15 protein-coding genes are annotated in these 14,244 nt (G+C 72.8%); 5 read left to right on the forward strand and 10 right to left on the reverse strand.

Annotation, left to right across the window (positions count from 1 at the left end; all coding sequences use genetic code 11):
- Positions 1-109: 109 nt before the first annotated feature.
- Positions 110-874 carry a GntR family transcriptional regulator gene (locus OG349_RS30875; protein ID WP_327237704.1) on the forward strand — a complete coding sequence of 255 codons (765 nt, stop codon included), beginning with the start codon at positions 110-112 and terminating at the stop codon, positions 872-874.
- Between the two features lie 140 nt (positions 875-1,014).
- On the opposite strand, the gene OG349_RS30880 is transcribed toward OG349_RS30875, so the two are convergent.
- Positions 1,015-2,172, reverse strand: coding sequence for an ROK family transcriptional regulator (locus tag OG349_RS30880; RefSeq protein ID WP_327237705.1), 1,158 nt, complete (start codon positions 2,170-2,172; stop codon positions 1,015-1,017).
- Between the two features lie 184 nt (positions 2,173-2,356).
- Here OG349_RS30880 and OG349_RS30885 point away from each other — a divergent pair, with 184 nt between their 5' ends.
- Positions 2,357-2,797, forward strand: coding sequence for a nitroreductase family deazaflavin-dependent oxidoreductase (locus OG349_RS30885; protein ID WP_327237706.1), 441 nt, complete (start codon positions 2,357-2,359; stop codon positions 2,795-2,797).
- A 71-nt stretch (positions 2,798-2,868) separates the two neighbouring features.
- On the opposite strand, the gene OG349_RS30890 is transcribed toward OG349_RS30885, so the two are convergent.
- Both OG349_RS30890 and OG349_RS30895 read right to left on the reverse strand, forming a co-directional pair.
- A complete protein-coding gene (locus OG349_RS30890; RefSeq protein ID WP_327237707.1) occupies positions 2,869-3,519 on the reverse strand; it encodes a response regulator transcription factor in 651 nt (216 codons plus the stop codon).
- A 78-nt stretch (positions 3,520-3,597) separates the two neighbouring features.
- Entirely contained in the window at positions 3,598-4,776 is a 1,179-nt protein-coding gene (locus OG349_RS30895) for a sensor histidine kinase (protein WP_327237708.1), read from the reverse strand.
- Between the two features lie 106 nt (positions 4,777-4,882).
- Between OG349_RS30895 and OG349_RS30900 the strand changes: the two genes are divergently transcribed.
- From OG349_RS30900 to OG349_RS30910, 3 genes are all read left to right on the forward strand, one after another.
- Complete coding sequence (locus OG349_RS30900) at positions 4,883-5,824, forward strand: ABC transporter ATP-binding protein (protein ID WP_327237709.1); 942 nt, start codon at positions 4,883-4,885, stop codon at positions 5,822-5,824.
- Between the two features lie 2 nt (positions 5,825-5,826).
- A complete protein-coding gene (locus OG349_RS30905) occupies positions 5,827-6,564 on the forward strand; it encodes an ABC transporter permease (RefSeq protein WP_327237710.1) in 738 nt (245 codons plus the stop codon).
- Between the two features lie 65 nt (positions 6,565-6,629).
- Entirely contained in the window at positions 6,630-7,040 is a 411-nt protein-coding gene (locus OG349_RS30910; protein ID WP_327237711.1) for a hypothetical protein, read from the forward strand.
- A gap of 22 nt (positions 7,041-7,062) precedes the next feature.
- Here OG349_RS30910 and mug read toward each other — a convergent pair whose 3' ends face one another.
- From mug to aroC, 7 genes are all read right to left on the reverse strand, one after another.
- Positions 7,063-7,620, reverse strand: coding sequence for a G/U mismatch-specific DNA glycosylase (gene mug, locus OG349_RS30915; RefSeq protein ID WP_327237712.1), 558 nt, complete (start codon positions 7,618-7,620; stop codon positions 7,063-7,065).
- Between the two features lie 19 nt (positions 7,621-7,639).
- On the reverse strand, positions 7,640-9,082 hold the full coding sequence (gene purB / locus OG349_RS30920; RefSeq protein WP_327237713.1) for an adenylosuccinate lyase: 1,443 nt from the start codon (positions 9,080-9,082) through the stop codon (positions 7,640-7,642).
- A 77-nt stretch (positions 9,083-9,159) separates the two neighbouring features.
- On the reverse strand, positions 9,160-9,951 hold the full coding sequence (locus tag OG349_RS30925) for an SGNH/GDSL hydrolase family protein (RefSeq protein WP_327237714.1): 792 nt from the start codon (positions 9,949-9,951) through the stop codon (positions 9,160-9,162).
- 81 nt (positions 9,952-10,032) lie between these two features.
- On the reverse strand, positions 10,033-11,046 hold the full coding sequence (locus OG349_RS30930; RefSeq protein ID WP_327237715.1) for a hemolysin family protein: 1,014 nt from the start codon (positions 11,044-11,046) through the stop codon (positions 10,033-10,035).
- Positions 11,043-12,440 carry a hemolysin family protein gene (locus OG349_RS30935; RefSeq protein ID WP_327237716.1) on the reverse strand — a complete coding sequence of 466 codons (1,398 nt, stop codon included), beginning with the start codon at positions 12,438-12,440 and terminating at the stop codon, positions 11,043-11,045. Before OG349_RS30935 ends, OG349_RS30930 begins: the two co-directional genes overlap by 4 nt.
- 92 nt (positions 12,441-12,532) lie before the next feature.
- Complete coding sequence (locus OG349_RS30940) at positions 12,533-13,051, reverse strand: shikimate kinase (protein ID WP_327237717.1); 519 nt, start codon at positions 13,049-13,051, stop codon at positions 12,533-12,535.
- The gene (aroC, locus tag OG349_RS30945) at positions 13,048-14,232 is read right to left on the reverse strand and encodes a chorismate synthase (RefSeq protein WP_327237718.1); all 1,185 of its coding nucleotides are present in this window, start codon (positions 14,230-14,232) and stop codon (positions 13,048-13,050) included. Before aroC ends, OG349_RS30940 begins: the two co-directional genes overlap by 4 nt.
- Positions 14,233-14,244: the final 12 nt, after the last annotated feature.

Here is a 14,244-nt window from a genome sequence, read left to right on the forward strand (position 1 = left end):
GTCTTGACCAACCGATTGACTCGTCCTATGGTCAATAGTTAGTGCAGGAACCTTTAATAAACAAGGGCACGGAAAACCGCCGGGGACACGGCGATTGCGGAGGATCAGGGTGGGGACCACGCAGCTGGAAACAGTGCCGGAGCCTAAGTACTGGCACCTGAAGACTGTGCTCGGCGAAGCGCTCGACTCGGACTTCGCGGTGGGGGAGATCCTGCCCAACGAGCGAGATCTGGCCGCTCGGTTCGGGGTCGCGCGCGCGACGCTGAGGCAGGCGCTCGAACAGCTGGAGCTGGAAGGCAGGCTCCAGCGCCGCCGGGGGGTCGGGACGACCGTCGCACCTCCGAGGGTGGGCGTGGACGTCTCCACGGCCCAGCACGAATGGCCGGGCGCCACGAAGGACGCCTGGCAGCTCATGGACTGCGCGGTCGCCGCCGCGCCGGGTCCTGTGGCCCGGCTGCTGGAGAGTTCCACGGACGACGAGGTGCACGTCGTCCGGCGCGTCCGGGTGACGCACGGTCAGTCCGTCGCCGCCGAACTGCTCTACGTACCGGCCTCGTCGGTGCCCGAACTGTCGGCCATCGCCGGCGCTTCGGGACCCGTCCGCGCCCGGGCCGTGCTGCGGGAGCTCCAGCGCCTGGCGCTCGACTCCCAGGACCGCGCGGTGGAGTTGGGCTCGGCGCGTGCCGACGACGCCAAGGAGCTGGACCGGCTGCCCGGCGCGCCCGTGCTGGTCGTTACGACGCGTTACATCGTGGAGGGCCGTCCGGCGGCCGTCTCGGTGGCCACGTACCGCGCGGACACCTGCCGGCTGACCTTCGGGGACTCCGGCGACCTGGAGATCAGCGAACACCCGGAGGAGCGCCGCGCGTCCTGACGGACGCGGCACGAGGCACACGCGTACACCTTCGGTCCCGTACGGCACGTCCGTACGGGACACGTACGCCACACGCGTGCGGCGCGATCGTACGCGCGGAAGTGACGCGCACGCGGACAGCGCACACGACGGCCCGTCGCTCAGCGGCGGGCCGTCACCGTTCCCTCCACCGCGAACAGTTGCTCCTCCACATGGTCGAGCGCCAGCCGCAGCGCCCCCGTGGCGACCGCCGCCTCGCCGAGCAGGGAGAGCGCCACACGCGGGGGCCGCAGACAGAAGCGCGACAGCTCGTCCCGCAGCGGGTCCAGGACGCCGTCGAGACCGGCCGCCCACCCGCCGATCACCACCAGCTCGGGATCGAGCGCCAGCACCAGCGCCGCCACGTCGTGCACCAGACGCCGGGTGAAGCGCTCCACGGCCTCCTGCGCGCCCACATCGCCGTCCTTGGCGAGGGCGAACACCTTGGCCACCGCGTGCTCGTCCAGCGGGTGCAGCGGCTCGTCCGTCGTGGACAGGAGCTTCTCCGGCGTCACGTCACGGCCCAGCAGGTGCAGCGCGCCGATCTCCCCGGCCGCCCCGCCGAACCCGCGGTGCAGCCGCCCGCCGATCAGCGAACCCGCCCCGGGACTCAGCCCGGCCAGTACGAAGACGATGTCGTCGGAGTCGGTCGCCGCGCCCTTCCACTGCTCGGCGACGGCGGCCGCGTTGGCGTCGTTCTCCACCAGCACCGGACAGCGGAACGAGCGGCCCAGCCGCTCGCCGAGGGCCAGTCCCGTCCATCCGGGCAGCGCCGTGCCGAGCCGTACGGTCCCGTCGGCCTCCACGATGCCGGGACTGCCGACGCCCACCGCCCGCAGCGAGTTGCGCGCCACCCCCGCGCGCCGCAGCACGTCCGCCACCACCAGCCGCACGCGCTCCAGGCGTTCGTCGGCGTCGGCGGTCTCCGAGACCTCCCGCGACCCGGCCCCGATGATCCGGCCGTCCAGTCCCGACAGGATCGCGGCCACGCGGTGCGGCCCGATCTCGATGCCCAGCAGATGCCCGGCCTCCGCGCGGAACCGGAACTTGCGGGCGGGGCGGCCCTGCTTGCGGGTCTCGCCCTCCTCGGGCGCCGACTCGACCACCAGACCGGCCTCCATGAGGCCCTCCACGACGCCCTCGACCGTCGGCCGCGACAGACCGGTGATCCGGGTCAGGTCGGTGAGGGTGAGGGATCCGGCGCCCCGCAGGGAATGCAGTACCACCGCGGAGTTGATCCGCCGCAGAAGCGAAGGGTCTCCGCCGGTCAGCCGCCCCACGGTAAGTCCTCCCAGCTCGTGCGTCGTCTGCCGGATGCTACTCGCTGGTCGCTTGCACGGCGAGGGGCGGCGGCCTCCCGCCGGACGGAGCGCCCTAGTGTGGACAGGTTCACCTCATCAGATCCAGAGCACCGGAGCAGTAGACCCGGAGCAGTGGATCCGGACCCGGACCTTAGGAGTCGGCATGGCGGCGGACGACGAGACAGTGATCAGTCCCACGGGCTGGGTGGCGAAGCAGGCCGCGGAGTACGAGGAGTCCGGAGGGACCCGGGGCACCACCTTGCAGGGCGCGCCGTGCCTCCTGCTCGACTACCGGGGCCGCCGCAGCGGACAGTGGCGCCGGACCGTGCTCATCTACGGACAGGACGGCGACGACTACTTGCTCGTGGCGTCCAAGGGCGGGGCCGACGAGCACCCGCTCTGGTACCTGAACCTGCAAGCGCAGCCCGCGGTACGCCTCCGGGTCGGCGCCGAGCGCTTCCACGCGTACGCGGAGACGCTGACACCGGAGGAGAAGGCCCGGGTGTGGCCCGGCCTGGTGGAGGTCTTCCCGCCCTACGAGGGCTACCAGAAGAATACAGAACGGGACATACCGGTGATCCGGCTGCGCCGAACGGAAGGCTGACCAAGACCGAGGGCTGATCCGGGGAAGCGGAGGCCGGCCGGTCGGCGAGGACCGGCCGGCCGGGGCAGGTGTCAGCCCGGCGCGACAAACCCCGACTCGTACGCCGCGATCACCGCCTGCGTCCTGTCCCGCGCCCCCAGCTTCGCCAGCACCGCGCTCACATGGGACTTCACCGTCTCCGTCCCCACCACCAGCCCCGCGGCGATCTCCGCGTTCGTCAGCCCCCGCGCCATCTGCCGCAGCACCTCCGCCTCCCGGTCGGTGAGCCGCGCGCTCTCCAGGCTGCCGCGCGCGGCCGCGGTGCCGTACTCGGCCGCGAGCGCCCGTACGGAGGCCGGGAAGAGCAGTGAGTCGCCCTCGGCGATCAGGCGCACGGCGTGCACGATCTCCGCCGGACGGGCCCGCTTGAGGAGGAAGCCGTCGGCGCCCGCCCGGAGCGCCTGGTACACGTACTCGTCCTGCTCGAAGGTCGTGACGACGACGATCTTGGGCGGGTTCCGCACGGTACGCAGCACCGCCCGCGTGGCCTCGATCCCGTCGAGCAGCGGCATCCGTACGTCCATCGCGACCACATCGGGCCGCAGTCGGCGCACCAGCGGGACGACGGCGGCGCCGTCGGCCGCCTCCCCCACCACGGTGATGTCGGGCTGCGCCTCCAGGACGGCGCGCAGGCCCGCGCGTACCAGCGGCTCGTCGTCGACCAACAGCACAGTGATGGGCATCCGGTCAGGTTATCGGCCCCCGACCGCGCTCCACGCAGCCCGCCTTCCCGATCCGCTCAGGCCGCGCTTCATGACCCCTCAGCCCGCCCCGGGACCGCTCAGCGGAAGCCGGGCGCTCACCTGCCACTCCCCGTCGTACGCCCCGGTCCTGGCCTCCCCGCCGAGCAGCGCCGCCCTCTCCCGTATCCCCCGCAGCCCGTTCCCCGGGGAGGACGCGGAGGCGTCCTCGGCGAGAGGGTTCGCGACCTCGATACCGAGCCTGTCGTCCGTCACCTCGATGAGGATCCGCACCGGCACCGGGCCCGAGTGCCGCAGCACATTGGTGAGCGCCTCCTGAAGGATGCGGTACCCCTCCCGGGACACCGGCCCCGGCAACCGCTCCAGCGGCCCCGACGTCGTGACCTCCACCACCGCCCCCGACGCCCGCGCCGACTCCAGCAGCCGGTCCGCCTCGACCAGCGTGGGCCGCTGCGAGGCCGGCCGGCCCGACTCCCGCAGGACGAGCAGGACCCGCTCCAGATCCTCCAGCGCCGCCCGGCCGGTCTCCTCGATCACCCCGAGCGCGCGGTCGGTGAACTCCGGGTCCCCGGCCGCCCTGGCCGCCCCCGCCTGGACCACGGCGACGGTGAGCGCGTGCCCGATCGAGTCGTGCAGCTCGCGGGCGATGCGGGTGCGTTCCAGGAGTCGTTCCGTACGTTCCTCCAGGGCGGCCAACCGCTGTGCGGGGGACGGGCCGAGCAGCCGGAGGGCGGCTGCCGCGCCCAGATTCCCGAGCTTCACGATCCCCACCACGAACCCGGCGGCCGGCAGCGGCGCGAGCACCGCGAACCACCACTGGGGCGTGACCTCCGACAGGAACGGCAGGCCCATCCAGGAGCCTTCCGCACCGGCGTGGAACAACTCGATCGTGAGGGCCGGGCCCCACACCGTCGTGATCGTGATCGCCCCCGACAGCAGCGCGCGGACCTCCAGCCACAACACCGTCCGCCACCGCTCGCCCCACGTGGTGGACGAGGCGAGGGACACGGACCCGGCGGGCACGCTCCCGTCGTGCGGGAGCAGCAGCCACTGCGCCTGGAGCCCCTCGGCCAGCCGCACCGCCGGAACCAGCCCGATCGGGACGAGGAACAGCAGGGGCAGGGCCGGATGTTCGGGAAAGACGAACAGCCAGACGGCCCAGAATCCTGTCGGTACGAACAGGTGCAGCCAGCGGGTGTACGTCACCGGCCGCGACAGCGGACGCAGGAATCGGACCATCGTGTCATCGTGCCAGCGCACCGGCGCCGGGAGTTCCCCCGCGCGGGGGAGACGCTCTCCACCCACGGGGGAGGACCGGCGCGTCCGTGGCGGCCAGAGTGGAGTCATGACCAGCATCGATGTCCACGAACTCACCAAGGAGTACGGCACGGCCCGCGCGGTGGACCGGCTCACCTTCCAGGTGCGGCCCGGCCACGTCACCGGCTTCCTCGGCCCCAACGGGGCCGGCAAATCGACCACCATGCGGCTCGTCCTCGGCCTCGACCGGCCCACGTCCGGCACGGCCACCGTCGGGGGACGCCGCTTCACCGACCTCAACGAACCCCTGCGCCACGTCGGCGCGTTGCTCGACGCGCAGGCCGCGCACGGCGCCCGTACCGCCCGCGACCACCTCAGGGTGCTCGCGGCGAGCAACCGCATCCGGCCCGCCCGGGTGGACGAGGTGCTGGAGGAGACCGGCATCGCCGCCGTCGCCCGCAAGCGGATCAGGACCTTCTCGCTCGGCATGCGCCAGCGTCTCGGCATCGCCGCCGCGCTCCTCGGCGATCCCGACGTCCTGTTGCTGGACGAACCGGCCAACGGCCTGGACCCGGAAGGCATCATCTGGATCCGGGAGCTGACCCGCCGCCTCGCGAAGGAGGGCAGGACCGTCCTCGTCTCCAGCCATCTGATGGCGGAGACGGCGGCCACCGCCGACCACCTCGTCATCCTCGGCCGGGGCCGGCTCCTCGCCGACCTGCCGATGGAGGAGTTCATCACCTCCCGCAGCACCCCGCGCGTACGGTTCCGCAGCACCGAACCGGAGCGGCTGCGCGAGGCCCTGGCCCGTGCGGGACACGTCGCGGCGCACGGCGACGACGGGCTCTGGAGCGTCGACGGCGCGCGCGCCGAGGACATCGGACGGCTCGCCTCCCAGGAAGGCGTCCCCGTGCTCGAACTCAGCGACGACCGGGGCTCCCTGGAGCAGGCGTACCTCGATCTCACCACCGACGAGGCGGAGTTCGCCGCCCAGGGCCCGCACGGCCCGTCCAGCAGCCAGGAGGTCTGACCATGCCGTCCACCGCGATCCTGCGCTCCGAGTGGATCAAAATCCGGTCCGTGCGCGGCACGTTCGGCTCGCTGCTGGCGATCCTCGTCGTCAGCGCGGGAATCGGGGCGCTCATCAGCGCCGGTGTCGGGACGGGCGAGGCAGACGGGCCCGACCACGACCCCGTCCTCTTCTCCTTCTACGGGATCAATTTCGGTCAGATCGCGGCGATCGCGTTCGGGGCGACGGCGTTCTCCACCGAGTTCCACAACGGCGCGCTGCGCGTCTCCCTGACCGCCGTGCCGCGCCGTACCGCCTTCTACGCGGCCAAGATGGCGACGGTCGCCGGCGCGGCCCTGGCCGTCGGACTGGTCACCGGCTTCGCCACCTTCTTCGCGGGGCAGACGGGCATGGGGTCGTACGCGATCGGCCTCGGCGATCCCGGCGCGCTGCGCGCCACCGTCGGCAGTGGCATCTACCTGGCGCTGATGGCGGTGCTCGCGGCCGGTCTCGCCGCCCTGCTCCGCAGCGGTGTCCTCGTGATGAGCCTGCTCATCCCGTTCATCCTCGTCGTGTCGTTCGTGATCGGGGACATGAAGTCGGCCGTCGCGGACCTCCTGCCCGACCGGGCCGGGCAGATCGTCCTGCACCAGTACCCGGACGCGGCCATCGGCCCCTGGACCGGGCTCGCCGTGACCGCGGTGTGGGCGGCCGCCGCCGTACTGGCCGGATGGCTCGCCGTCAGACGCCGGGACGCCTGACGCCCGACGCCTCGAAGCGGCCTGACAGGAAGCCAGATGTCAGTGTCCGGGGGTTTACTGGACCCATGAGTACCGCGCGGCAACTCGCCCTGGTCGAGCTGCTCCGCGCCCATGCGTACCCCGCGACCCGCGGTCCCTCCGGGGTCGGGACGAGCGGGCCGGGGTATCACCTGGCGGAGTTGTCCCGGGGGGACGGACCCTCCGGCGCGGACCAGTGCGAGGCGGAGGGCGGCGCGCTGGCGGAGATCCTGACCCACCGCTTCGGCGCCCCGCACCACGTGAGCCTGTGGAGCCTGCGGGTCCGGGGCGGCGAGGGCGAGGAGATACCGGAGCCCTGGTGGGAGCTGTGCGACTCGGTGGCGTACGTGCGGGTGTGGTGGACGGAGCGCCGCTGGCTCGTCCTCGGGGTGACGCGGGAGGCGGAGGACCAGCCCTTCCGCCTCCTGGCGGCGACCACGGAAACGGACCCGCCGTGACGGGCGGACCGGGCGCGTGCGTTCAGTCCGGGGCAATCGGGGAGGGGGACTCCGCCGCCGCCCGCAGCCGGCCGAACTCCTCCGCCATCGTCTGCGCCGTCCAATGCGCGTTCAACCCGGACGGGTTCGGGAGCGCCCAGATCCGGGTGTCCCCGATCGTGCGCTCCTGCGGGCCGATCCGCGCCTTCTTGTCGCCGAAAGCGATGCGGTACGCGGTCACACCGACCACCGCGAGCCAGCGTGGCCGCAACAGCTCCACCTTCGCGACCAGGAGCCGCCCGCCCTCGCGGAACTCCTCGTCGCTCAACTCGTCGGCCCGCGCGGTCGCGCGCGCCGCGACGTTCGTGATGCCGAGGCCGTACGACGGCAACTCGTCCTGCTCCGAAGGGCTCAGCTGCCGGGGGGTGAACCCCGACAGGTGGAGCACCGGCCAGAAGCGGTTGCCGGGGCGGGCGAAGTGATGGCCCGTCGCGGCGGACATCAGGCCCGGGTTGATGCCGCAGAACAGCACGCGCAGCCCCTCCGCGACCACGTCGGGGATGACGCGGTCGCGGGCGGCCTCCAGCTCCTCGGACTTCATCGGTCTGACCCGGCCCTGCTCAGAGGATCGAGCCGGGCGCGTACGCCGCCGCTTCCGGGTACCGCTTGAGGATCTCCTCGACCCGTGCGACCACGGCCGCGATCTGGTCCTCCGCCGCGCCCGTGAAGGACAGCTTGTCGGCCATCAGCGCGTCCAGCCGGGCCCGGTCCAGCGGCATCCGCTCGTCGGCCGCGAGCCGGTCCAGCAGCTCGTTGCGCTCCGCGCCCTGTTCCCGCATCGCCAGCGCCGACGCCACCGCGTGCTCCTTGATGACCTCGTGCGCCGCCTCCCGGCCCACCCCGGCCCGTACCGCCGCCATCAGCACCTTGGTCGTCGCCAGGAACGGCAGGTAGCGGTCCAGTTCACGCGCCACGACCGCCGGGAACGCGCCGAACTCGTCCAGGACGGTCAGGAACGTCTCCAGCAGACCGTCGAACGCGAAGAACGCGTCCGGCAGCGCGACCCGCCGTACCACCGAGCACGAGACGTCGCCCTCGTTCCACTGGTCACCCGCCAGCTCGCCCGTCATCGACGCGTAGCCGCGCAGGATCACCATCAGGCCGTTGACCCGCTCGCAGGAGCGCGTGTTCATCTTGTGCGGCATCGCGGACGAGCCGACCTGACCGGGCTTGAAGCCCTCGGTGACCAGTTCGTGCCCGGCCATCAGCCGGATCGTCTTCGCCACCGACGACGGCGCCGCCGCCAGCTGCACCAGCGCGGTCACCACGTCGTAGTCGAGCGAGCGCGGGTAGACCTGGCCGACGGAGGTGAAGGCCCGGGCGAAGCCCAGATGCCCCGCGATACGGTCCTCCAGGTCGGCCAGCTTCGCCGTGTCGCCGCCCAGCAGGTCCAGCATGTCCTGCGCGGTGCCGACCGGGCCCTTGATGCCGCGCAGCGGGTAGCGGCCCAGCAGGTCCTCCAGCCGGCCGTGGGCGACCAGCAGCTCGTCGGCGGCGGTCGCGAACCGCTTGCCGAGCGTGGTGGCCTGCGCGGCCACGTTGTGCGAGCGGCCCGCCATGACCAGCTCGCCGTACTCACCCGCGAGCTTGCCCAGCCGGGCCAGCACCGCGACCGTACGGTCCCGCACCAGCTCCAGGGAGAGCCGGATCTGGAGCTGCTCGACGTTCTCCGTCAGGTCGCGGGACGTCATGCCCTTGTGGACCTGCTCGTGGCCGGCGAGGGCGTTGAACTCCTCGATCCGCGCCTTCACGTCGTGCCGGGTGACCTTCTCGCGCTCCGCGATGGACGCCAGGTCCACCTGGTCGACCACCCGCTCGTAGTCGGCGAGCGCGCTCTCGGGCACCTCGATGCCGAGGTCCTTCTGCGCCCGGAGCACCGCCAGCCAGAGCCGGCGCTCCAGCTTCACCTTCTGCTCGGGGGACCACAGCACGGCCAGTTCCGCCGAGGCGTAGCGGCCGGCAAGGACGTTGGGGATACGGGGCTTCTCAGACGCGACAGTCACGTGTCCTGATTCTACTGGCGGATCCCGCAGGCCGACGCCGTGCCCGTTCTTGTGGCTTTCTACGGCTCACGCGCTTCCTACGGAAGCGGGTGGTCGTCCGCGGCGTCGTACGGCAGCAGCTCGGGCCGCTTCGGCAGGCGGCCGTCCCCGGTGGAGCGGCCGGTGAGCCGCCGCATGATCCACGGCCCCAGGTACCGCCGGGCGAACCGCACGTCACCGGAGCGCCTCGCCATCCAGCGCACCGGCACGGCGGCGGGCAGCTCCGTACGCCAGTCGTCCTCGGCCGCCTGCCCCAGTGTCTGCCAGACGGCCTCGGCGACCCGGCGGTGGCCCTCGGGGGTCAGATGCAGCCGGTCCACGTCCCACATCCGCCGGTCACCGAGCGCCGGGGCGCCGTACAGGTCCACGACCAGCGCGCCGTGCCGTTCCGCCAGCTCGTCGATGAAGCCGAAGATCTCCTCCATGCGCGGGCGGAACCGTTCCAGCACCGGGCCGTTCCGGCCGGGGCTGCGCATCAGCACCAGCTGCTTGCAGGACGGGGTCAGCTTCTCCACGGCCTCTTCGAGCAGCCCGCGCACCCGGCCCATGTCGCACGTCGGCCGCAGGGTGTCGTTCAGACCGCCGACCAGGGTCACCACGTCGGCGGACATCGCGGCGGCGACCTCCACCTGCTCCTCGACGATCTGTCCGATGAGCTTGCCGCGTACGGCGAGATTCGCGTACCGGAAGCGGGGGTCACGGGCGGCGAAGCGGGCGGCGAGCAGATCCGCCCAGCCCCGGTAGGAACCGTCGGGCAGCAGGTCGGACATGCCCTCGGTGAAGGAGTCACCGACCGCGACAAGGCTGGTGTAGCTGGCGTTCATCTCCATGGCGGAGTGATCGTACCGCGCGGTACGGCGGGTCCTTCCGGCGTCTCCCGTACCGCGCGTGCGAGGGCGGCGCTCCCCGCCCTACGCGTGCCGTCCCACCAGTTCCCGCAGCACGTCCTCCATGGTCACGAGCCCTTCCAGTTTGCCGTCCTCGTCCAGGACGGCCGCCAGGTGCGTACGGCTGCGGCGCATCGCGTTCAGCACGTCGTCCATCGGGGTCGTGTCCTTCACGCGGGCGATCGCCCGCATCGCGGAGACCTCGAACGGTGTGTCGCGCGGGGCCGCGTCCAGCGCGTCCTTCACGTGGAGGTAGCCGAGGATCCGCCGGGAGGGGTCGACCACCGGGAAGCGCGAGAACCCCGACTCGGCCGCGAGCCCCTCCAGCGTCTCCGGCGTGACACCGACCTCCGCCGTGACCACCCGCTCCAGCGGCAGCACCACGTCCCGCACCGGCCGCCGTCCCAGCTCCAGCGCGTCCTGCAACCGCTCGGCCGACCGCTCGTCGAGCACCCCGGCATGACCGGCGTCCGTGACCAGACGGGACAGCTCGTCGTCCGAGTAGGTCGCCGCGACCTCGCTCTTCACCTCCACCTTGAGCAGCTTGAGGAGGCTGTTGGCGAAGGCGTTGACCGTGAAGATCACCGGACGCAGCCCCCGGGCGACGGCGACCAGCGGCGGGCCGAGCGCGAGCGCGAGCCGGACGGGGCTGGCCAGGGCGATGTTCTTCGGCACCATCTCGCCCAGCAGCATGTGCAGATAGGTCGCCAGGATGAGGGCGATTGCGAAGGAGAACGGGTGGATCAGTCCGTGCGGCAGGCCCACCGCGTCGAAGAGCGGTTCCAGCAGATGGGCGATGGCGGGCTCGGCGACGATGCCGAGCACCAGCGTGCACAGGGTGATGCCGAGCTGCGCCGCCGCCAGCAGGGCCGCCACGTGCTCCAGCCCCCAGAGGACGCTGCGCGCCCGGCGGTTCCCCGCCTCGGCCTCGGGCTCGATCTGGCTGCGCCGTACGGAGATGAGGGAGAACTCGGCGCCGACGAAGAGGGCGTTGAGGGCGATCGTGAGCAGTCCCACGATCAGCTGGACGGCGGTCATCGGCCGCCCCGCTCGTCCGGGGTGGGCGGAGCGTCGCCGTCGCCGCCGGTCGTGCCCTTGTCACCGTCGCCGCCCTCGTCGTCATCCGTAGGAAGCGGCGCCCGCAGCAGCAGCCGTGCCGCCCGGCGGCCCGTGTCGTCCACCACTTCCAGCTGCCACCGCGCCACGTCGAGGTGGTCGCCCCTGGCCGGGATCCGCCCCAGCGAGGCCGCCACCAGCCCGGCGAGAGTCTCGTACGGCCCTTCGGGCATCCGCAGCCCGATCGTCTCCAGCTGGTCGGAGCGGGCCGCGCCGTCCGCCGACCAGAGCCGCCGGCCGCGCGCGTCCTCGCCGACCGGCGCCAGGTCCGAGGTCTCGTGCGGATCGTGCTCGTCCCTGACCTCGCCGACGACCTCCTCGACGATGTCCTCCAGCGTCGCCACCCCGGCCGTACCCCCGTACTCGTCGATCACGACGGCCATCGTCATCCCCGCCGACAACCGGTCGAGGAGCTGGTCCACCGTCAGCGACTCGGGGACCAGCAGCGGCTCGCGCAGCAGCTCGGACACCGGCCGCCGGGGCCTCTCCTCCGCCGGGACGGCCAGCACGTCCTTGATGTGGGCGATGCCGACGACGGTGTCCAGGCTGTCGCGGTAGACGGGGAAGCGGGAGAGCCCGGTGGCGCGCGTGGCGTTGGCGACGTCCTCCGCCGTCGCCCGCACGTCGAGGGCGATCACCTGCACGCGGGGCGTCATCACGTTCTCCGCCGTCAGCGACGACAGGCTCAGGGTCCGTACGAACAACTCCGCCGTGTCCGCCTCCAGCGCGCCCTCCTTCGCGGAGTGCCGCGCCAGGGCGACCAGCTCCTGCGGGCTGCGGGCGGTGGCCAGCTCCTCGGTCGGTTCCATGCCGAGAGCTTGCACGACGCGGTTCGCGGTGTTGTTGAGATGGGAGATGAAGGGCTTGAAGGCCAGGGTGAAGTACCGCTGAGGAGTGCCCACCGCCGTGGCGACGGCGAGCGGGGAGGAGATCGCCCAGTTCTTGGGGACGAGCTCGCCGATGACCATCAGGAAGACCGTCGACAGGGCCGTGCCGATCACCAGGGCCACCGAGGACGCGACGGAACGGGACAGCCCGGCGTCCTCGACGGGCCCGCGCAGGAGCTTGCCGAGCGACGGTTCGGCGAGCATGCCGACGACCAGATTGGTGACGGTGATGCCGAGTTGGGCGCCCGAGAGCTGGAAGGTGAGGCTCCGTACGGCCTCCAGGGCGCCGGCGGCCCCCCGCCGGCCTTCGTCCGCCGCCCGCTCCAGCTCACCGCGCTCGACGGTGGTGAGGGAGAACTCCGCCGCGACGAAGGCGCCGCAGGCGAACGACAGCAGTACCGCCCCGACCAGCAGGAGTGCCTCGGTCATCGTTCCCCTCCCTGCCGCGGCCGGCCGGAGATCGAACGGCCCTACAGGGAGGGTGGCCCGTTGCGGGGCGCTCACACGTCCCGGCCAGGGGTTCACCCGTCCAGCGGCTGTTCCAGTGCGTCCAGGACCACACCGGCGACCTCCCCGGGGGTGCGGCCCCCGGTGCTGACGACAACCCGGGCGACCCCGGTGTAGAGCGGGCGGCGCCGCTCCACCAGCCGGCGCCATCGCGGGCCCGGATCCCCCGCCAGCAGGGGGCGCGTGCCGTCGTGGCCGATCCGCCGCACGGCCTCGGCGGGGCCGACGTCGAGGAAGACGACCGGCAGCGCCGCCAGCAGCGCCCGGGTCCCGGCGTCCAGCACCGCGCCGCCACCCAGCGCCAGCACCCCGGTGTGCTCCCGGACAGCGGCTCGTACGGCCTCCCGTTCCCGGGCGCGGAACCGCGCCTCGCCCTCGTCGGCGAAGATCTCGGCGACGGTCCTGCCCGCCCCCCGCGCGATGTCGCGGTCGGTGTCGCGGAAGGCGGCGCCCAGCCGCTCGGCCAGCAGCGCGCCCACCGTCGTCTTGCCCGCGCCCGGCGGACCGACCAGCACCACGGCCGGGCCGCTCACCGGACGGCGAGGTGGTCGAGGAAGCCCCGCACGTTGCGGCGGGTCTCGGTGACACTGTCGCCCGCGAACTTCTCCGCCACCGCGTCCGCCAGCACCAACGCGACCATCGCCTCCGCGACGATGCCCGCGGCCGGCACCGCGCACACGTCCGAGCGCTGGTGGTGGGCCCGGGCCGCCTCGCCCGTGGTGACGTCCACGGTCGCCAGGGCGCGCGGCACGGTCGCGATGGGCTTCATCGCCGCCCGTACGCGCAGCGGTTCGCCCGTGCTCAGGCCGCCCTCGGTGCCGCCCGAGCGGCCCGTGGCCCGCCGGATGCCGTCGGCCGTCGGCACGATCTCGTCATGTGCCACGGAACCGGGCACCCGGGCCAGGCCGAAGCCGTCGCCGACCTCGACGCCCTTGATCGCCTGAATGCCCATCAGGGCCGAGGCCAGCCGGGCGTCCAGGCGGCGGTCCCAGTGCACGTGCGAGCCGAGGCCGACCGGTACGCCGTACGCGAGGACCTCGACCACCCCGCCCAGGGTGTCGCCCTCCTTCTGGGCCAGGTCGACGGCCTCGACCATGGCCCGGCCGGCCTCCGGGTCCAGGCAGCGGACCGGGTCGGCGTCGAGCCGGGCCACGTCGGACGGGAGGGGGCGGACACCGACGGGGGCCTTGGCCGTGGCCAGTTCCACGACGTGCGAGACGATATCGATCCCGGTCGTCACCTTCAGGTACGAGCGGGCCACCGCGCCGAGCGCGACCCTGGCCGCGGTCTCCCGGGCGGACGCCCGTTCCAGGACCGGCCTGGCCTCGTCGAAGCCGTACTTCTGCATGCCCGCCAGATCCGCGTGCCCGGGCCTGGGACGGGTCAGCGGGGCGTTGCGGGCCAGCGGCGCCAGTTCCGCGCCTGCGACGGGATCGGCCGCCATCACCTTCTCCCACTTGGGCCACTCGGAGTTCCGCACCATGACCGCCACCGGGGAGCCGAGCGTGCGCCCGTGCCGTACGCCACCGAGGAAGGTGACCTCGTCCCGCTCGAACGTCATCCGCGCGCCCCGGCCGTGGCCGAGCCGCCGCCGTGCCAGCGCGTCCGCCACCATGTCCGTGGTGACGGGGACCCCGGAGGGCAGCCCCTCCAGCGTCGCCACCAGCGCGGGGCCGTGCGACTCTCCCGCCGTCAGCCACCGCAATCTGCTCAACGGTCCTCCTCG

Origin of the sequence: Streptomyces sp. NBC_01317 (genome assembly GCF_035961655.1) — a bacterium.
Taxonomy (GTDB): domain Bacteria; phylum Actinomycetota; class Actinomycetes; order Streptomycetales; family Streptomycetaceae; genus Streptomyces.